Source organism: Curtobacterium sp. APC 4022, assembly GCF_030407555.1.
In the GTDB taxonomy this organism is placed as follows: domain Bacteria; phylum Actinomycetota; class Actinomycetes; order Actinomycetales; family Microbacteriaceae; genus Curtobacterium.
In genome coordinates, this window is record NZ_JASDDD010000062.1 from 1 (window position 1) to 18,283 (window position 18,283).

The window sequence follows — 18,283 nt, forward strand, 5'->3', positions numbered from 1 at the left end:
GCGCCCCGACCAGCCGCTCCCGGTCCGCCCCGGTCACGGTGAACGGCACCCGCAGCGACCGCTCGAACCCACCGTCCGGCCCGAACACCCCGCCCGAGGCCAGCACGACCCCCTCGGACCGTGCGGCGAGCACGAGAGCACTCGACACCGGCTCCCCGAGCCCGACCCACAGGGTCAGCCCGCCCGCCGGTGACGGCACGTCCCACTCCGGCAGTCGCGCCCGGAGCGCGGCCACGAGACCGTCGCGACCGTCGCGGAGGACGTGACGCCGGGCCTCCAGGACGGCCTCGGTCTGCGGGACGAGCTCGCGCGCGACGAGCTGGTCGAGGACGGGCGTGCCGAGGTCGCCGGTGGGCCGGGCGAGGAGCAGCCGCTGCAGCAGTTCCGGGGCGGCGCGCACCCACCCGATCCGCAGCCCGCCCCAGAAGACCTTGGCGGCCGACCCGACCATCACGACCTGACCGGGCGCGTCCGCGGCGAGGGGCCGCGAGGGGACCCCGTCGATGCGCAGTTCCCCCATCGTCTCGTCGGCGACGACGACCGTGCCGACCGCGGCGGCGGCCTCGAGCAGCACCCGGCGGGTGGAGTCGGCCATCGTGGCGCCGGTGGGGTTGTGCAGCTCGGGCATGACGTAGGCGAGCGTCGGGGCCGAGCGCCGGATCGTCGCGTCGAGCACCGTCTCGTCCCAGCCACCGCGGACGTCGACGGGCACCGAGACGAGTCGGCCGCCGGCTTCGCGGAGGACCTCGTGGGCGTGCGGGTAGGTCGGCGATTCGACCAGGACGGGGTCGCCGCGGCGGACGAGGACCCGGGCGAGCAGGGCGATGGCGTGCTGCGCGCCGATCGTGACGACGACCTCGGACGGGGTGGTCGGCAGGCCCCGTGCGGTGTAGCGGTCGGCGATCGCGGCACGGAGACCGGCGTCACCGACGGTGTCGTACCCGATCCCGGCGAGCGCCGCCGGCAGGTGCCGCATCGCCCGTTCGACGGCCTCGGCGACGCCGGGCGCGCTGCGGAGCGCGGCCTTCCGCAGGTCGAGCAGGTCGTCGGGGACGACGCCGGCCAGGTGTTCCGGGTCCGGCCGGCCCTCGAGCGGCAGGCGGATGACGCTGCCGGAGCCACGGAGCGAGGTGAGGTAGCCGTCCTCGCGAAGGCGCGCGTAGGCGTTGGCCACGGTGGTGCGGGAGACGCCGAGCGCGGTGGCGAGTCCGCGTTCGGCGGGCAGCCGGGCGCCGTGCGGGATGCGACCGTCGATGACGAGCACCCGGACGGCGTCGGCGAGCGCCTCGTAGGCGGCGGCGTCGGACCCGGCGCGCCAGTGCCGGAGCAGCTGGGCGACGGACCGGGCGCTGAGGAGGACGGGCGTCATGGGTCCACGGTAGCCGGATTGGCTCTCGCCCAGCAGGCCAATCCGCGGGACGATCGAGCCATGCCCCGCTCCACCGCCCTCTCCTTGCGCTTCGTGCAACTCGCCGTCGGCCTCTTCCTCTACGGCGCCTCGGTGGCACTGCAGGTCCGCGCGGTCGTGGGCGTCTCGTCGTGGACGGTCCTGACGCAGGGCCTCGAGAACGTCCTGCCGTGGTCGTTCGGCGTCATCACGACGGTGTCGAGCCTGGTGATCCTGCTGTTCTGGATCCCACTGCGCCAGAAGCCGGGCATCGGGACGCTCTGCAACGCGCTGGCGATCGGGCCGGCCGCCGACCTGGTGCTCTGGCTGGTCCCGGAGCCGGGCACCCTGGTCGGTCGCGTCCTGCTCTTCGTCGGCAGTCTGGTCCTGCTCGCGGTCGCCACGGCCTGCTACATCGGCGCCGGCTTCGGCACGGGCGCCCGCGACGGCCTGATGGTCGGGCTGCACGAACGTCTCGGATGGCCGGTGTGGGTGGCCCGGACGGCCATCGAGGTCACGGTGGTCGTCGTCGGCTGGTTGCTCGGCGGCGACGTCGGTGTCGGCACGGTGGTCGCCGCCTTCGCCATCGGTCCGATGGTCCAGCCGCTGATGCGCCACTTCCGCCGGTTCCCGTGGAGTCCGGTCCGGGAGGCCTGTCCCACCCCCGCCACGCCGGTTCCTGACCCTGCGCCGAGCATCCGGCACTGACCCTGGCCGTGCCGTGGAGACGCGATGTATCGTGTCGAAGCAGAACGCGACACATCGCGTCTGGACAGGGAGACGTCATGGCACAGGAGAAGTGGCTCGTCGACGAGCCGAAGGTCATCGACACCGGGATCGTCCGCGCACTGCGGATCGGCCTGGTCGGCGGACAGGTGGACGTCGTCACGCACGACGAGCCGACCGCCCGCGTGGAGATCCACCAGGTCTCCGGCAAGCCCATCAAGGTCGAGATCGAGGGCGACACCCTCACCGTCGACCACCCGCAGATGCGCTGGGACGACGTCCTCGGGTTCCTCAAGTCCTTCCGCGGCGGCGGCGCCCGGGCCGACGTCAGCATCCTGGTCCCGCGCGACGTCACCGTGACCATCGGCGTCGTCTCCGCCGGCGTGCTGCTCTCCGGCACCGAGCGGGGCGCCACGCTCAACAGTGTCTCCGGTGACGTCGTCCTCGACGGCGTGATCGGCGACGTCGTCGTCAACGCGGTCTCCGGCACCACCACCCTCCGCGACCAGGTCGGCGCCGTCGCGCTCCGGACCGTCTCCGGAGACGTCGTCGCCACCGGTGAGATCCGCCGCTTCACCGCGGACGGGGTGTCCTCGGCGGTCGTCCTCGACCTGCACGGCTCCCCGGACCAGGTGAAGGTGAACACGGTGTCCGGGTCGGTCGACGTCCGCCTCGAGCACGGCACGCCCTACACGAGCACGATCACCACCGCGACCGGCCGTCTGCAGTTCGACGACGCCGAGATCCGCGGCACCCGTGGGTCGTACACGCGGACCGACGGCGAGCTCTCCGGGTCCTACGTCGACGTCCGCATCAACTCGGTCTCCGGCGACGTCGCGATCGTGCACGGCCACGCGCCGAGCACACCCGCTGCACCGACGGCCCCGACGACGCCCGACGCACCGCCCGCCCCGGCGGCACCGACCGCGCCGTCCTTCGACGAGCAGGGCGGGACCGTCGCATGAGCCCGGTCTTCGCGCACGGCCACCTGCGCCTCTACCTGCTGGTCCTGCTGGCCGACCACCCGATGCACGGGTACGAGGTCATCACCGCCCTCGGCGACCGCTTCGGCGGCACCTACGTCCCGAGCGCCGGCACCGTCTACCCGCGCCTGGCGAAGCTGGAGGAGGACGGCCTGATCACCGGCACCTCCGACGGCCGCAAGACCGTCTACGCCATCACCGACGCCGGCCGGGCCGAACTCGACGCCCGTGCGGCCGAGGTCGCCCAGCTCGAGAACGGCGTCACCGACAGCGTCAAGTCCCTGGCCGACGGCGTCCGCGCCTCGGTCGGTGCCGCGATGAAGTCGCTCCGTGCCGACCTGGCGGCCGCCGCCGAGCCCGGCGGGTCCGGTGGGTCGGCCGACGCCGGTCCGACCGCGGTCCCGGCAGCGGGTGTCCGGTCCCTCCGCGACGCCGAGATGGCCGTCGCCGTGTTCCGGCAGCAACTCCGCGCCGACCTCCGCCGCCGTGCCGCTCGTGGCACGCTCGACGACGCGGCCGTCCAGCGCCTGCGGGACGGCCTGGAGGCGCTGCGCAAGTCCCTCTGATCGGTGCGGGACGAGGCGGGCGCGAGCCGCGCCTCCAGGCTGGAGCCGGTGCGTCGGCTCACCCTGTCCGTTCCTTCAGGAACAGCACCCCGAACCCCTCCGATCCGCGCCGCATCGCGGATCGGAGGGGTTCGTCGCATCCCGTTCGGTCACGGCGGAATACCGTTCGGGCCCGCGGTGTTGCGTTCGCCCACCGATTGAGTAAGTTCGTCGCTCGTGACCAACGAGACCCGGTCGTTGAAAGCCCGACTGATCGGCGACCCACTCCCCTCGGAGAAACTCGAGGGACAGCTCCTCCCGAAGCACCTGGCCCTGCCGATCTTCGCGAGTGACCCGCTGTCCTCTGTGGCGTACGCGCCGCAGGAACTGCTGATGATCCTGCTGCTCGGCGGGATGGCGTTCCTGACGTTCGCCCCGTGGGTGGCGGCGATGGTCGTCCTGCTGCTCGTCGTGGTCGTGGCGTCCTACCGGCAGCTCATCAAGGCGTACCCGTCCGGCGGCGGCGACTACGAGGTCGCGCACCGGAACCTCGGCGAACGGGCCGGCCTGGTCGTGGCCAGTGCCCTGCTCGTCGACTACGTCATGACGGTCGCCGTGTCGGTGGCCTCGGGCGTGGACAACATCATCTCGGCGCTGCCGATGCTCAACGAGTTCCGCGTCGAGCTCGCGATCCTGTTCGTCGTGCTGCTGGCGGCTGCGAACCTCCGCGGTGTCCGCGAGTCGAGCAAGGCCTTCGCGGTCCCCACCTACCTGTTCGTCGCGAGCGTCTTCGTGATGGTCGTCACCGGCCTGGTCCGGGTCGCCGCGGGCGACGCCCCCGTCGCCGAGTCCGCTGCGTACACGGTGCAGAACGTCGAGCACACCACCCAGGCGGCCTTCATCCTGCTGCTGCTCCGTGCCTTCGCGTCCGGCTGTTCCGCGCTGACCGGCGTCGAGGCGATCGCGAACGGCGTGCAGGCGTTCCGTCGCCCGAAGATCAAGAACGCCCAGCAGACCCTCGTGCTCATGGGCGGCATCGCGATCGTGCTGTTCATCGGCCTCATCACGCTCGCGCTGGTGTCGCGCGTGCACTACGCCGAGAGCGCCTGTGACCTGCAGGGCTTCGCGGACTGCAGCACCACCCCGCAACGCTCCCTGATCGCCCAGATCGCGGCGGCGACGTTCGGCAACAACTCGGTGCTGTTCTTCGTCATCCAGGCGACGACCGCGGCGGTGCTGCTCCTGGCGGCGAACACCGCGTTCAACGGGTTCCCGCTGCTCGGCTCGATCCTGGCCCGCGACTCGTACGCCCCGAAGGCCCTGTCCACCCGCGGCGACCGCCTGATCTACTCGAACGGCGTCATCCTGCTCGCGCTCGTCGCGGCCGCGCTGCTCATCGTCTACCGGGCGAACGTCACGAGCCTCATCCAGCTCTACATCATCGGCGTCTTCGTGTCGTTCACGCTCGGGCAGAGCGGCATGGTCAAGCACTGGGTCAGCCTGCTCCGCGCTGACCGGGCCGGCACCGCCGACGAGCCGGTGAACCGCGGGCAGGTGCTCCGGAGCCTGACGATCAACTCGATCGGTGCGACCTTCACCTTCGTCGTGCTCGTCATCGTCACGATCACGAAGTTCACGCACGGCGCCTGGTTGGTCTTCGTGATCATGCCCGTGCTGTTCGTGCTGATGCTCGGCGTGAACCGCTACTACCGGGACGTCTCGCACGAGATCCAGGCCGACGTCGAGACCGAGTTCGGTGCCACCGGTGACCACGCGATCGTCCTGGTCAACAAGCTGCAGAAGCCCGTCCTCAAGGCCCTCGACTACGCGATCGCCGCCGAGCACGCCGGACTCGAGGCCGTGCACGTCGCCATCGACGACGCCGACGCCGCCCGACTGCGCGAGCAGTGGGCCGAGCACGGCATCGAGGTCCCGCTGACGATGGTGCCGAGCCCGTACCGCGACATCTCGATGCCGCTCATCAAGTACATCAAGGCGCACCGGCTCGAGCACGGCTCCGAGGTCGTCACCGTCTACACGCCGGTCTTCATCGTCGGCCACTGGTGGGAGGGCCTGCTCCACAACCACCGCGGTCGTCGGATCCGCCGCAAGCTGCTGCTCACGCACGGCGTCACGGTCGCGCTCGTGCCGTGGCTGCTCGACTCCTCCGAACTGCTCTACGGCAAGCGCTCCCGACCCTTCCCGGGGCAGGACCGCCGTGGCGAGCCCGTCCGGCCGGCACTCCGGCGCTCCCCGCACGGCGTCTTCCGCTCGGAGGCCGAGGAGGACCGGCTCATCCGCTCCGCCCAGCGCAACAGCCTGGAGCCGCAGAAGCTCGCGCACCAGCCGTCGCCGGCCTCTCGTCGTGCCACCCGCCCCGCCGGCCCCGCCGAGGGCGTCGACCCGGCGCTCTGCACCGGCGAGATCCGCTCGCTGGTCGCGGCCACCCCGCCGGTCCCCCGTCCGCACGATGACGATGCGTGACGGTGCCCGGTCGTACGATGTGACCCCATGACGACCGCTCCCGAGGCCCTGCGCACCTTCGCGACCTTCGACGGACACGGCGGCAAGGTGTCGAAGCGGGTCGAGGTGCTCGACCACGAACCGCCCGTGTCGCCGGACGGCCGCTACGACGGCCTGGTCGCCGTGCGCGGCGAACACCCGCTCGGCGCCCTCGACGAGCGCGCCGCGGACGACTCCGCCGAGCTGGCGCGCGGTGTCGCGAGCATCGGCTGGGTGGACCCGGCCACGCTCCGCGACTGGTACCGACCCGACCGGGTCGTGGTGAGCCTCCTGGACGCCCGGCGGTCCGGGCTCGAGCCGGGCGTCTTCGCCGACTCCCGCGGGCGCGGTCGCGTCCGCATCGACGGCCGGGAGGCCCACCTCGCCGCCGACGGTCGGCCCGCGTTCCGTGCACTGGCCGGCACCGCGGACGCACCCAAGGCGGACGTGCCGTTGCCGATGGACCAGGTGGTCCGCCTCGTCGTCGTGTCGTCCGGCGTGACCGACACCCTGACCGGAGCGTCCGGGGTGGAGATCGTGACGACGCCCGTCACCCCCGTGCTGTCCCCGGGCGAGTACCCGGTGTACGCCGACGACGTCCCGGGGCTGCCTCCGCGTCCGGCGTCGGGACGGGTCGACGTGACCGCGGCGGTCCTGCTGAACGGGTCGATGCACCAGGTGGACCGACTGGACGAGCCCGCGAACACGCTCTGGATCGAGCGGGGCGGCCGGGTCGTGCCGGTGGCCGCGAGCGACGTCGGCGGCGACCTGGTGCGGTACACGGCGACGCCGGTCTGAGTGCTGTCCGGGCGATGCGTCTGGATGCCCATTGTCCGCTCACGGCCTGCGGGGGACGCCGGACTGCGCCGCTGGTCGGGGGTGCGGCGTACGGTCCGGGGCATGAGTGATGCAGACCAGAACCAGCCGGAGACCCTCGGCGGAGAACGCCCGGACCCCTCGACCACCGCGAGCAAGGACCCCGAGCAGTGGGTCACCGGCGACGAGCCGATGACCGGCCCGCAGCGCAGCTACCTCGACACCCTCGCCCGTGAAGCCGGCGAGGAACTGTCGGCCGACCTCACCAAGGCCGAGGCGTCGGAGCACATCGAGCGCCTGCAGGAGAAGACCGGACGCGGCGCTTCTTCCTGAGCAACAGTCGTTGCTGTACGGCGGTCCGCAGTTCTGCGGACCGCCGTCTGGCATCCCCCTGACAGACCCCCGGTAGTCACCCCGGTGCCCCGGTTGGATGACACGTCACCACTTAGCGTCGTGGGCATGCGAACCACATCGACCTCCATCGGCCTGACCGTGCTCCGCGTCGTCCTCGGCGTCGTCTTCATCGCCCACGGTGCCCAGAAGTTCAGCCAGGGGATCCCCGGCGTCACCCAGGGCTTCGCCGGCATGGGCGTCCCCTTCGCCGAGGTCGCCGCACCCCTCGTCGCCGGGCTCGAGCTGATCGGCGGTGCACTCCTGGTGCTCGGCGTCGCGACCCGCGTGGTCGCCGTCCTGCTCGCCGTCGACATGGTCGTGGCCGGAGCCCTGGCGCACCTGCCCGCCGGGTTCTTCTCACAGGACGGCGGGTTCGAGTACGTGCTCGTCCTCGCTGCCGGGTCCCTGGCCGTCGCGCTCACCGGGCCGGGGCGGTACTCGGTCGACGCCGTCGTTGCGGGGCGGTCGCGCGGGCGTCGCGGCACCCAGGAGCCCGTCGCCGCCTGACCGGCGGCCCTGGGTCGACGGCCGGTGGCGGGCCTACCGGCCGTCGAGCTGCTGCTCGTACGCCGCGATCTTCCGTTCGAGGGCGTCGAGGTGCCGGCGGACCTCCGCCTGCCGCGCGAGCACCGTCTCGTGGTGGCTCCGCAGGAGCGCCAACCGCTGCTCGTCGTCGGCGCCCGCGCGGTACGCCGCCGCGTACTCGCGCATCTCGGCCACGCTCATCCCGGTCCCGCGCAGCATGACGACACCCGCCAGCCAGGCGAGGTCGCGCTCGTCGTAGCGGCGCCAGCCGTCCGGCCCACGATCGGGCGCGGGCGCGATGCCCTCCTTCTCGTAGTACCGGATCGTGTCGACGGTGATCCCGAGCAGCTCCGCGGCAGCGCTGATCGTCACGGGGTCGGTGATCGGGACGGTCGGCAGGAGCATCCCCCGATGCTGCCACTTGACATGGTGTGCGCACCAGGGTCCAGGCTCTGCTCGTGTCGGACACACCGACACGACGAGGAGACGACACCGTGCAACAGACGACACTGGGCTCGCAGGGCCTGACCACCTCGGCGATGGGCCTCGGGTGCATGGGGATGAGCGCCTTCTACGGGGGCGCGACCGAGACCGGGTCGGTCGAGACGATCCGGCGGGCGCTCGACCTGGGCATCACGCTGTTCGACACCGCCGAGGCCTACGGGCCGTTCGCGAACGAGGAACTCCTCGGCCGCGCCCTCGGTGCCGACCGCGACCGAGCCGTCATCGCCTCGAAGTTCGCCACCGACTTCACCGACGACGGGGACCCGATCGGGCTGGACGGCTCCCCCGAGCACGCCCGACGAGCGATCGACCGGTCCTTGTCGCACCTGGGCACCGACCACGTCGACCTCTGGTACCTGCACCGCGTCGACCCGGCCGTCCCGATCGAGGACACCGTCGGAGCGATGGGCGAAGCCGTGACCGCCGGCAAGGTCCGTTACCTCGGCGTCTCCGAGACCGCAGCCGACACGCTCCGGCGGGCCCATGCGACCTTCCCCGTCACGGCGATCCAGTCCGAGTACAGCCTGTTCGAGCGTGATGCCGAGCACAACGGCGTCCTCGACACCGCGCGCGAACTCGGCGTCGGTTTCGTCCCGTTCTCACCGCTCGGTCGGGGGTTCCTCGGCGGCACGCTGACCCGACGGGACGACCTGCCGGTGGGTGACGCCCGACGCGACCTGCCGCGGTTCTCCGACGACGCGATCGCGGCCAACCTCCGCATCGTGGCGGCGCTCCGCACCATCGCGGACGAGAAGGGGATCACTCCGGCGCAGCTCGCTCTCGCCTGGGTGGTCCGGGCCGGTACCGTCCCGATCCCCGGCACCACGAAGGCCGCCCGCGTCGAGGAGAACGCGGCCGCGGTGGACGTCGAGCTGACGGCGGACGACCTCGCGCGGATCGACGCCGCATCACCGCACGGCGCGGCCACCGGTGCGCGGAACACCGCGGCGGGGATGGCGCGCGATCGCGGTTGAACGGGTCGACGGGGCCCGCTCCCCCTCCCGTCGATCGGGTCAGGCTCCGGCGGCGGACTGCCCGTCGGGAGCAGCGTCAGCGGCGGCGGCGGCAGCAGCACCGGCGGTGTGGGTGTGGGCCACGTCGTCGTCGGCCAGCACCGCCAGCACCTGGCGCGCGATCCGGCGGCCGGCCCGGTTCGCCCCGATCGTCGAGGCCTGGGGACCGTAGCCGGCGAGGAACAGCCGCGGCTCGGCGGTGGACCGACCGTCCTCGACGACGACCCCGCCCGCCTCGGTCCGGAGGTGCAACGGCGCGAGGTGCCTGAGGTCGGCGCGGAAGCCCGTCGCCCAGATCACGGCGTCGGCGTGGACGTGCTCGCCGTCGGCCGTCAGGACCCCGTCGCCGTCGAGTCGTGTGAACATCGGTTCAGCTTCGAGGAGCCCCCGGGCCAGGCCACGGCGGATCCTCGGGGACACCGGCAACCCGGTCCCGCTGACGATGCTCGGCAGGGTGCGACCGGCCCGGGCAGCGCGGTCCTGGTCCGCGACCGCCGCCACGGCCGCGCCGGTCGCCAGGGCCGGGTCGTCCGACCAGACGACGGGACGCCGGGTGGACCACCGGGTCGACCGGGCGATGCCGTCCAGTTCCAGCAGGAACCCGATCGCGCTCGTGCCACCGCCGACGACCACCACGTCCTGCCCGGCGAACTCCCTCGCGTCGCGGTAGCCCGTCGTGTCGAGCTGCCGGCCACGGAAGGCATCGCGCCCGGGGACCCACGGCACGAACGGGGTGCCCCACGTCCCCGAGGCGTTGACGACCGCCTCGGCCCGGATCGTCCCCGCGACACCGTGCTCGTCGCGGGTCTCGACCAGCAGGGTGTCCGATCCGGGGTCGTCACCGTGCCGGACGGCCGTGACCCCGACCGGCCGACGCACGCGGAGGTCGTGGTGTTCCTCGAACCGGCGGTAGTACTCGGACACGACCTCCCGAGCCGGCCGCGACCGGTCGGCGTCGTCGAACCGGAGGCCCATCTCGTGCATCCCGGGCAGGTCGTGCACCCGGTGGGCGATGCCGAGCCGCAGGGCGTCCCACCGGAACTGCCACGCGCCTCCCGTCCCCGCAGCGCGGTCCAGGAGCACCAGGTCGTGGCCCGCGACGAGCCCCGCGCGCTGCAGGTGCCACGCGACCGAGAGTCCGGCCTGACCAGCACCGATGACGACGACGCGGGCTCGTTCTGCTGGGCGGATCATCACCCTCGATTCTGCTGTGCTCGGGACGCGCCGGGCGAAGTCGGCAACGGGGTACATGGTAAAGTGACGGACAGATTTCAAACCACGAACCGTCTGTTCTTCCCGGGTGCGCACTCGTTGCCCGCCGAGACCGGACACGAGCCGACACAGAGGGGGTCACGCATGGGGCGCGGCCGTCAGAAGGCGAAGCACACCAAGGTCGCCCGGGAGCTGAAGTACTTCAGCCCGGACACGAACTACGGTGCTCTCGAACGCGAACTCTCCGTCGCACAGCAGTCGGACGAGCCGGACTACGTCGACCGTTGGGGCGACGAGTTCGGTGACGAAGGAGACCTCGAGAACCAGACGGACACGAACAAGTCCGCCTGACCTCCCGGTCGATCACGCCGCGCGCCCTCGGGCAGCGCGGCGTTCGTCGTCCCCGGGCGTGACCAGCCGCCGGCCCGCCGGTCGCCGGTCGCCGGCTCGTCGGTCGCCGGCTCGTCGGTCGCCGAGGTCACACGAACTGCCGCCCCGGGCAGCTCCGAGCGGCAGTTCGTGCGACCTCGACAGAGCGCAGGCGGCACGTCGTGCAACCTCGACGGGGCGCAGGCGGCACGTCGTACGACCTCGGCCACGCCGGCAGGAGCCGACCAGCACGCCGGGACTCAGCCCGCGTAGGACCCGACCAGGCGCACGGCCCCGCCGTCGACGCCCTTGGCACCCTGCTCGAACCCGGCCAGGTCGCGCGTGCCGATCGACACCGTGCCGACCTCCCACGCCGGCAGCCCGGCCGACCGGAGCGTCGCGGTGACCCCGTCGACCGACGCTGCCGAGACGACCGCGAACATGCCGATGCCCAGGTTCCAGGTGCTCTCGGTGTCCTCGATCGGGGTGCCGGCCAGCTCCGCCAGGACGCGGAACACCGGCAGCGGCTGCCAGCTGGCACGGTCGACCTCGACCCACGAGCCGACGGGCAGCACGCGCGCCAGGTTCGCCGCGATGCCGCCACCGGTGACGTGGGACAGCGAGTGCACGTCGCCCGGGTGTCCGTCGATCAGCTCGAGCAGCGGGGTCGTGTAGAGGCGGGTGGGCTCGAGCAGGGCCTCGCCGACCAGCCCGCCGAGCTCCGGCAGCGTGTCGGTGTAGCCGATGCCGCGCTGGCTGAGGATGTGCCGGACGAGCGAGTACCCGTTCGAGTGCAGCCCGGAGGACTCGATCGCGATGACCACGTCGCCGTCCTGCACCAGGTGGGCGCCGAGCTGCGAACCGGCTTCGACCACGCCGACCGCGGCACCGGCGACGTCGTAGTCGTCCGGTCCGAGCAGGCCCGGGTGTTCCGCGGTCTCGCCGCCGACCAGGGCGGTGCCGGTGGCCGCGCAGCCGCGGGCGATGCCGGCGACGATGTCGGCGATGCGGTTCGGGACGACCCGGCCGCAGGCGATGTAGTCCGTCATGAACAGCGGCGTCGCGCCGACCACGACGATGTCGTCGACGACCATGCCGACCAGGTCCTGCCCGATCGTGTCGTGCTTGTCGATGGCCTGCGCGATCGCGACCTTCGTGCCGACGCCGTCGGTCGAGGTGGCGAGGAGGGGCCGCTCGTAGTCCTTGAGGAACGAGACGTCGTACAGACCGGCGAAGCCGCCGACGCCGCCCAGGACGGACGCGTTGTGCGTCGCCGACACGGCGGACTTCATGAGCTCGACGGCCAGGTCACCGGCAGCGGTGTCGACGCCGGCCTCGGCGTAGGGGTTGGGCATACGTCGTCCTCCGCAGGGCATGGCAGACTTGTTCGGTACCACCCGATCCTACGGTCTGGAGCACCCCGCGAATGTGCGGCATCGTCGGCCTCGTTGCGCAGGGGCCTGCAAACCAATCCATCTACGACGCCCTGCTCCTCCTGCAACACCGGGGACAGGACTCCACGGGCATCGCCACGGTCGACGGTCACGTGCACCACATGCACAAGACCCGCGGCCACGTGCGCGAGGGTTTCCGTACCCGTGACATGCGGGCACTCCTCGGGACGATGGGCCTCGGCCACGTCCGTTACGCCACCCGCGGTGCCGCCGTGAACGAAGAGGAAGCCCAGCCGTTCTACGTGAACGCGCCGTACGGCATCGTCCTCGTGCACAACGGCAACCTGACGAACACCCGGGAACTCACCCGTGAGCTGTTCGACATCGACCGCCGGCACCTCAACACGACCTCGGACACCGAGCTGCTCGTGAACGTCCTGGCGCACGAGCTGCAGGGCCAGGTCCGTGGCACGCACCTCGACCCCGGGCAGGTGTTCGACGCGGTCGAGCGCGTGCACGAGCGGGTCGAGGGCTCGTACGCCACGATCGCGACGATCGCGGGTCACGGCCTGCTGGCGTTCCGCGACCCGTTCGGCATCCGGCCGCTGATCCTCGGGCACAAGTTCGACGACGCCGGCAAGAGCGAATGGGTCGTCGCGTCCGAGTCCCTGGTGCTCGAGTCCGGCGGTTACGACATCGTCCGCGACGTCGCCCCGGGCGAGGCCGTCTTCATCGAGATGGACGGCACGATGCACGCCCGGCAGTGCGCGAAGGACCCGCGCCTGGTGCCGTGCTCCTTCGAGTACGTCTACCTGGCCCGTCCGGACTCCGTGATGAACGGCATCTCCGTGTACGACGCCCGTCTCCGCCTGGGCAACCGCCTGGCGGACACGATCGAGCAGTACGCCCCGACCGGCGACATCGACGTCGTGATGCCGATCCCGGACTCCAGCCGCCCTGCCGCGATGCAGGTCGCGCAGAAGCTCGGCATCGAGTACCGCGAGGGCTTCTACAAGAACCGCTACGTCGGCCGCACGTTCATCATGCCGGGGCAGGCGGAGCGCAAGCGTTCGGTCCGCCAGAAGCTCAACGCGATGTCGTCCGAGTTCAAGGGCAAGAACATCCTGATCGTGGACGACTCCATCGTGCGCGGCACGACGAGCCGCGAGATCGTGGAGATGGCGCGGGCCGCCGGCGCGAACGAGGTCACCTTCACGAGCGCGGCGCCCCCGGTCCGGTTCCCGCACGTCTACGGCATCAACATGCCGACGCGCGCCGAGCTGATCGCGCACGACCGGAAGATCCCGGAGATCAACCGGGTGCTGGGCAGCGACCACCTGATCTACCAGGAGATCGGTGACATGCGCGACGCGATCATCGAGGGCTCGGACGTCACGGACCTCGAGATGAGCTGCTTCACGGGCGAGTACGTCACCGGTTCGGTGTCGCCGGAGTACCTGGCCTGGGTCGAGGCGAACCAGCTCAGCTGACGCCGGTTCCGCACCGTGCGGACCAACGGACTGGAGGCCCGTCACCAGCTGGTGACGGGCCTCCAGTCCGTTGGTGGTCGCGTCCGCGACCGCAGCCTCAGCGCTCGGGGCGTTCCTGGGTCTCCGGCTCGTCGGCCGTGCGGTCGGTGGCGGGCACATCGGTGGCGGGTACGTCGGTGGCGGGTACGTCGGTGGCGGGTACGTCGGTGGCGGGCCGGGCGTCCGGTGCCGTGTGGTCCTCGAGCTCGCCGTCGACGGTCTCCGGAGCCGGGTCGACGGCGACCCGCTCTGCCGTCAGCCGCGCCGCACGGCGGGACGAGACCTGGTCGAGCACGACAGCGATGACCGCGCCGACGAGCATGCCGATCGAGACGCCGTACAGGCTGAAGTAGCCGACGAGGCCCGCGAAACCGGTGGTCTCCTGCTGGTTGCCGCGATCGATGCCCATCGTGAGCGCGACGACGATGACCGTCACGAAGAAGCCGAGGACGGCGCCGCCGAGGATGAAGACGCTGAAACGGGGGGCGCGTCGGATGGTGACCTGGTCCGGGCTGGTCACCGCGTTCGGCGCCGGCACCGGGCGTTCGTCGGGTCGATCGGTGTTGCTCACGTCCCCATTGTCCCCCACCTTGGGAGGATCCACGCCCGGCAGTTCGTCCGGTGGACGCGAGATGATGGTGCAGGACGGAACACCGTCGAGGACGGAGGTGCGGGATGGTCGAGGAGGCCGCGTCGAGCGAGCGCCGTCCGACGACCGCCCCCGCCCGCCTGTCCTGGCCCGTGATCACCCGTGACGAAGAGGACCGCGCGGTCGCCGTCGTCGGTGAGCACCGGTGGAGTGTCGCCCTCGTGGGGGCCGCCGGGCTCGGCAAGACCACCGTCGCCGCCCGCGTCACCGACCGGGTCGCCGCGCAGGAGCAGGACACGGACCCGCTGGTCGTGCCGATCACCGCCGTGGCCGCCGGGTCGTCGATGCCCTTCGGCGCCGTGTCGGACCGGTTCGGGGACGTCCTGGGCGACGACCTGACCGAACCCGTGCCGGCCGAGGCGCGCCTCCGGGACGCCGCCGAGGCGGAGGGACGCGACCTGCTCCTCCGGGTCGACGACGCCGACCTGCTCGACGCCCTGTCGGCCCGCTACGTCGCCTGGCTCGTGCGGGACCAGCACGCGCGGCTCGTGCTGACCTGCCGGGACTTCACGGCCCTCGCCGAACCCCTACGGGCGCTGTGGCAGGACGACCTGCTCGAACGCATCGACCTGGAACCGCTCGACGTGGCCGAGGCCTCGTCCCTGATCGAGCGCGCGCTCGGCGCCCCGCTCGAACCGGCGTCGGTGGAGCAGGTCCACCGGGCGACGCAGGGCAACCCGCTGTACCTGCGCGAGGTCGTGCGGGCCGGCCTGTCCTCGGGAGCGCTCGAGCACACCGCCCTGAGCTGGTACTGGCGCGGACGGGTCACGGCGTCGATGAGCCTGGCGGACATGTACCGCACCGAACTCGGGGCGTTGCCGGGCGAGCTCCGGGACGTCGTGGAGATCGTCGCCCTCGCTGAACCGATCCCGCTGTCCCGCCTGATCGCCCTGGTCGACGGACGCGACCTCGACCGCATGGTGGGGCTCGGCTTCGTCCGGATCGACTCGACCGACACCGGCAGCCCGGTCGCGCGCTCCTCGCATCCGCTCATCGGCGAGGTCGTCCGCGCCCTGGTGCCCGTCGCACGCCGGACCTCGCTGTTCGCCCGCGCCAACGCCTTCCGCACCGACCGGCCCGAGGGGGCACCACCGGCAGCCCGGCTCCGCTCGACCCTCTGGGCACTCGAGTGCGGCATCGTGCCCCCGGTCGACCAGCTGCTCGACGCGGCCCGGGTCGCCGGCGGCCTGCAGGAGCACGAGAGCGCCATCGTCCTGACGACCGCGGCCCTCAACGCCGGGCCCGACGCCGGCATCACCCCGACCGACCGGGTGCGCACCCACTGCCTCCGGTCCCTGGCGTACGGGTACAGCAGCGGGCGCGAGGCCGGCCGGCTCGACGCCGAAGCGGCCTGGGGCCTGGTGACCTCGGGCCCGCGGGTCGACGACGTCGCCGTGGTCGAGGCGTGCGAGACCCTCGCGAACCTCCGCCAGTTCCACGACGACGACACCTCGGCGGCCGTCGCCCTCACCGAGTCCGCGATGCAGTTCGTCGACCTCGAGACCGTCGAGCAGCTCCGACTCCTTCGGCTGTCACACCTCGGCTGGGGTGGCGACTTCACCGAGGTCCGACAGGAGATCGAGCGCACCGGTGTCCTGCACGCCCCGGCGATCCCGCGGTCCTTCCTGCCGATCGCCGCCTGTGCCGTGGCGGCCCTCGGCACCGGCGGGCGACTCGACGAGGCCATCCGGCTCGCGCAGGCGTGCCTGGCCACGGCGGCCGTGCACCTCGAGGACTCCCCCTGGAGCGTCGGCGAGATCGTGTCCGTCATGCACCAGGTCCAGGTGTGGCGGGGCGACATAGCCGAGATGGTGACCCAGGTGCCGGTCAGCCGGTCGGACCCGTTCCTGAAGTACGACTTCACGCTCGAGCTGTTCGGCATCGGCAACCAGGCGCTGGGACAACGCCGGTGGTCGGACGCCGTCACCGCGTTCACGGCCGCGTGCGAGCGGTACGCCGTCGACGACCCGGGTGGGTTCGCCGCCTACGCGTGGTCCCGCCTGGCGATGTCGCAGGCGTACGCGGGCATGACGGACGCGGCTGCCGAGTCCGTCGAGCGGGCGCGGACGACTCCGCTCCGGGCGATGCGGATCCTGGGTGACCAGATCGAGATGACCATCGCGTGGGCCGAGGCGCTGCTCGGCAACCCCGCCGGGCTCTACCGCGCCGACGAGCTGATCGCCCGCGGGACCGCCTCGGGCGCCTGGACGCACGTGCTCTACGGGCAGGCGCTGCACTACGTGATGGACATCGCGGCCGGTCGGGACACCACGTCGTCGCTCGACCGACTGCAGGACGCGGCGGGACGGGTCGACGGGCCCCTGGCGAGCGCGATCACCCAGTACGCGGACGCACTGCGCTCGGGCGACCGCGGGTGGATCGCCAGCGCCCAGGCCGACCTGGCTGCGTGCGGGATGGCCGTGACCGCTGGACGTCGGACGCAGCCGCTGACGAAGCGGGAGTACGAGGTCGCCCAGCTGGCGGCCCAGGGGTTCTCGAACCGGCGGATCGCCGAGCACCTCGGGCTGTCGGTGCGGACGATCGACGCGCACATGTCGCGGGTGTTCGCGAAGTGGGACCTGCGCTCGCGGTCCGAGCTCGCCGAGATGGTCTGACCCGCCCTTCCGGACAGTCCGCCGGCGCCGCCGAGACGCCGGCGTCAGTCCGAGACGCCGCCATCCGGCCGAGACGCCCCCTGATCCTGCGGCGTCTCGAGCGCACCGCGGCGTCTCACGGAGACGGGCCCGTCTCGACGCCGGACGCCGGACGCCGGACACCGGACGCCGGGCACGCGTCCCGCCAGCAGCCCGCGACCGGGCAGCCGTCCTCGTCCGGACGGTGCCGCCCGCGTCCGGGCGCGACGGATCAACCGCAAGAAGTTGCGGGATGCAGCACGACTCGCCGTTCTCGTTGACACAGCGGGCCCGCTTTCGCGTAGCGTTGCGTGTGTCGCCGGGTTCGGACCCGTTCGGGTCGGGTCCGAATCCCGGCGACTTCAGCCAGGTTAGAGAACCAGGTGCACGGTCCACATCGGTAGGACCTACCTAATTCCCGCCGGTATCGGCCAGGACCGGCGCAGGTCCAGGTCCGCGCCACCCCAGGTCCGCGCCACCCCAGGTCAGCACCGGCTGTCGTCTCCGCCTTCCGGCCGATGCGCCCGCGTCCCGCCGCCCGCCAGGCTCGTCGGGTGCCGTTCACCATCAGCCACGCGGTCGTCGCCCTGCCGTTCCGCCGCTCCGCCCTGCCCGTCGCGGCCGTCGCGGTCGGCTCGATGGCCCCCGACGCCGTGCTCTTCGTACCCGCGCTGCCGCCGTACGGCTTCACGCACTCGTGGGTCGGCGTCGTCACGATCGACCTCGCGGTGTCGCTCGTCGTCCTCGCCGCGTGGTGGTTCCTCGTCCGGCCCGCATGGACACCGGTCCAGCCCGCCCGGTACCGCGCGCAGCTGCCCGGCTGGCACCGGCCCGAGCGGGTCCCGCCGGCGCGGGTCCCGCTCGTCGTGTTCGCCTGCGTGCTCGGCAGCGTGACGCACGTCGTCTGGGACGCCTGGTCGCACCCGCACGGCTGGTTCGTCCGGCACGTGGCGGCGCTCCGCTCCGATGTCGGTGGGCACCCGGTGTACTCGCTCGTCCAGGACGCGTCGAGCGCCGGCGGCCTGCTGCTGCTCCTCGTACTGCTGCTGCGGTGGACGCGCCATGCGGCCACCGCAGCAGCAGTACGAGGAGCAGCAGCAGGC

The 18,283-nt window shown here is 72.2% G+C and carries 17 protein-coding genes; 12 read left to right on the plus strand and 5 right to left on the minus strand.

Annotated elements, in window-relative coordinates:
* Positions 1 to 1,369 (minus strand): PLP-dependent aminotransferase family protein (locus tag QL987_RS14950; protein WP_290158393.1); only part of this gene is annotated, 1,369 nt, incomplete at its 3' end.
* A 60-nt stretch (positions 1,370 to 1,429) separates the two neighbouring features.
* Between QL987_RS14950 and QL987_RS14955 the strand changes: the two genes are divergently transcribed.
* From QL987_RS14955 to QL987_RS14985, 7 genes are all read left to right on the plus strand, one after another.
* Complete coding sequence (locus tag QL987_RS14955; protein WP_290158394.1) at positions 1,430 to 2,095, plus strand: hypothetical protein; 666 nt, start codon at positions 1,430 to 1,432, stop codon at positions 2,093 to 2,095.
* A 77-nt stretch (positions 2,096 to 2,172) separates the two neighbouring features.
* The gene (locus tag QL987_RS14960; RefSeq protein ID WP_111074919.1) at positions 2,173 to 3,078 is read left to right on the plus strand and encodes a DUF4097 family beta strand repeat-containing protein; all 906 of its coding nucleotides are present in this window, start codon (positions 2,173 to 2,175) and stop codon (positions 3,076 to 3,078) included.
* Positions 3,075 to 3,662 carry a PadR family transcriptional regulator gene (locus QL987_RS14965; RefSeq protein ID WP_290158395.1) on the plus strand — a complete coding sequence of 196 codons (588 nt, stop codon included), beginning with the start codon at positions 3,075 to 3,077 and terminating at the stop codon, positions 3,660 to 3,662. The genes QL987_RS14960 and QL987_RS14965 overlap by 4 nt, the downstream gene beginning before the upstream one ends.
* 216 nt (positions 3,663 to 3,878) lie before the next feature.
* Positions 3,879 to 6,125, plus strand: coding sequence for an APC family permease (locus tag QL987_RS14970; RefSeq protein ID WP_290158396.1), 2,247 nt, complete (start codon positions 3,879 to 3,881; stop codon positions 6,123 to 6,125).
* A gap of 27 nt (positions 6,126 to 6,152) precedes the next feature.
* Positions 6,153 to 6,941 carry a hypothetical protein gene (locus tag QL987_RS14975; RefSeq protein ID WP_290158397.1) on the plus strand — a complete coding sequence of 263 codons (789 nt, stop codon included), beginning with the start codon at positions 6,153 to 6,155 and terminating at the stop codon, positions 6,939 to 6,941.
* Positions 6,942 to 7,043: 102 nt separating this feature from the next.
* On the plus strand, positions 7,044 to 7,292 hold the full coding sequence (locus QL987_RS14980) for a DUF3072 domain-containing protein (RefSeq protein WP_111074916.1): 249 nt from the start codon (positions 7,044 to 7,046) through the stop codon (positions 7,290 to 7,292).
* Between the two features lie 126 nt (positions 7,293 to 7,418).
* Positions 7,419 to 7,859, plus strand: a complete 441-nt coding sequence (locus tag QL987_RS14985) for a DoxX family protein (protein WP_221851854.1) — start codon at positions 7,419 to 7,421, stop codon at positions 7,857 to 7,859.
* A 33-nt stretch (positions 7,860 to 7,892) separates the two neighbouring features.
* Here QL987_RS14985 and QL987_RS14990 read toward each other — a convergent pair whose 3' ends face one another.
* Positions 7,893 to 8,282 carry a MerR family transcriptional regulator gene (locus QL987_RS14990; RefSeq protein ID WP_111074915.1) on the minus strand — a complete coding sequence of 130 codons (390 nt, stop codon included), beginning with the start codon at positions 8,280 to 8,282 and terminating at the stop codon, positions 7,893 to 7,895.
* Between the two features lie 89 nt (positions 8,283 to 8,371).
* Between QL987_RS14990 and QL987_RS14995 the strand changes: the two genes are divergently transcribed.
* Positions 8,372 to 9,355 carry an aldo/keto reductase gene (locus QL987_RS14995; protein WP_290158398.1) on the plus strand — a complete coding sequence of 328 codons (984 nt, stop codon included), beginning with the start codon at positions 8,372 to 8,374 and terminating at the stop codon, positions 9,353 to 9,355.
* Positions 9,356 to 9,394: 39 nt separating this feature from the next.
* On the opposite strand, the gene QL987_RS15000 is transcribed toward QL987_RS14995, so the two are convergent.
* Positions 9,395 to 10,588, minus strand: coding sequence for an FAD-dependent oxidoreductase (locus tag QL987_RS15000; RefSeq protein ID WP_290158399.1), 1,194 nt, complete (start codon positions 10,586 to 10,588; stop codon positions 9,395 to 9,397).
* A gap of 162 nt (positions 10,589 to 10,750) precedes the next feature.
* On the opposite strand from QL987_RS15000, the gene QL987_RS15005 reads away from it, so the two are divergent.
* Positions 10,751 to 10,957, plus strand: a complete 207-nt coding sequence (locus QL987_RS15005) for a DUF3073 domain-containing protein (protein ID WP_111074913.1) — start codon at positions 10,751 to 10,753, stop codon at positions 10,955 to 10,957.
* A gap of 278 nt (positions 10,958 to 11,235) precedes the next feature.
* Here QL987_RS15005 and purM read toward each other — a convergent pair whose 3' ends face one another.
* The gene (gene purM, locus QL987_RS15010; protein WP_290158400.1) at positions 11,236 to 12,330 is read right to left on the minus strand and encodes a phosphoribosylformylglycinamidine cyclo-ligase; all 1,095 of its coding nucleotides are present in this window, start codon (positions 12,328 to 12,330) and stop codon (positions 11,236 to 11,238) included.
* Between the two features lie 71 nt (positions 12,331 to 12,401).
* Between purM and purF the strand changes: the two genes are divergently transcribed.
* Positions 12,402 to 13,859 (plus strand): amidophosphoribosyltransferase, encoded by a 1,458-nt coding sequence (purF, locus tag QL987_RS15015; RefSeq protein WP_221851847.1) that lies wholly within the window; start codon positions 12,402 to 12,404, stop codon positions 13,857 to 13,859.
* 97 nt (positions 13,860 to 13,956) lie between these two features.
* On the opposite strand, the gene QL987_RS15020 is transcribed toward purF, so the two are convergent.
* The gene (locus QL987_RS15020) at positions 13,957 to 14,469 is read right to left on the minus strand and encodes a hypothetical protein (RefSeq protein WP_290158401.1); all 513 of its coding nucleotides are present in this window, start codon (positions 14,467 to 14,469) and stop codon (positions 13,957 to 13,959) included.
* Positions 14,470 to 14,573: 104 nt separating this feature from the next.
* Between QL987_RS15020 and QL987_RS15025 the strand changes: the two genes are divergently transcribed.
* Positions 14,574 to 17,162 (plus strand): LuxR family transcriptional regulator, encoded by a 2,589-nt coding sequence (locus QL987_RS15025; RefSeq protein ID WP_290158402.1) that lies wholly within the window; start codon positions 14,574 to 14,576, stop codon positions 17,160 to 17,162.
* A 572-nt stretch (positions 17,163 to 17,734) separates the two neighbouring features.
* A partial coding sequence (locus QL987_RS15030; protein ID WP_290158403.1) for a DUF4184 family protein occupies positions 17,735 to 18,283 on the plus strand: 549 nt, incomplete at its 3' end.

Excerpts from the sequence above, each read along its gene's own strand:
- QL987_RS14955 (WP_290158394.1), top strand. The coding sequence starts at position 1,430 with ATGCCCCGCTCCACCGCCCTCTCCTTGCGCTTCGTGCAACTCGCCGTC.
- QL987_RS14960 (WP_111074919.1), top strand. The coding sequence starts at position 2,173 with ATGGCACAGGAGAAGTGGCTCGTCGACGAGCCGAAGGTCATCGACACC.
- QL987_RS14965 (WP_290158395.1), top strand. The coding sequence starts at position 3,075 with ATGAGCCCGGTCTTCGCGCACGGCCACCTGCGCCTCTACCTGCTGGTC.
- QL987_RS14975 (WP_290158397.1), top strand. The coding sequence starts at position 6,153 with ATGACGACCGCTCCCGAGGCCCTGCGCACCTTCGCGACCTTCGACGGA.
- QL987_RS14980 (WP_111074916.1), top strand. The coding sequence starts at position 7,044 with ATGAGTGATGCAGACCAGAACCAGCCGGAGACCCTCGGCGGAGAACGC.
- QL987_RS14985 (WP_221851854.1), top strand. The coding sequence starts at position 7,419 with ATGCGAACCACATCGACCTCCATCGGCCTGACCGTGCTCCGCGTCGTC.
- QL987_RS14990 (WP_111074915.1), bottom strand. The coding sequence starts at position 8,282 with ATGCTCCTGCCGACCGTCCCGATCACCGACCCCGTGACGATCAGCGCT.
- QL987_RS15000 (WP_290158399.1), bottom strand. The coding sequence starts at position 10,588 with ATGATCCGCCCAGCAGAACGAGCCCGCGTCGTCGTCATCGGTGCTGGT.
- QL987_RS15005 (WP_111074913.1), top strand. The coding sequence starts at position 10,751 with ATGGGGCGCGGCCGTCAGAAGGCGAAGCACACCAAGGTCGCCCGGGAG.
- purM (WP_290158400.1), bottom strand. The coding sequence starts at position 12,330 with ATGCCCAACCCCTACGCCGAGGCCGGCGTCGACACCGCTGCCGGTGAC.
- purF (WP_221851847.1), top strand. The coding sequence starts at position 12,402 with ATGTGCGGCATCGTCGGCCTCGTTGCGCAGGGGCCTGCAAACCAATCC.
- QL987_RS15025 (WP_290158402.1), top strand. The coding sequence starts at position 14,574 with ATGGTCGAGGAGGCCGCGTCGAGCGAGCGCCGTCCGACGACCGCCCCC.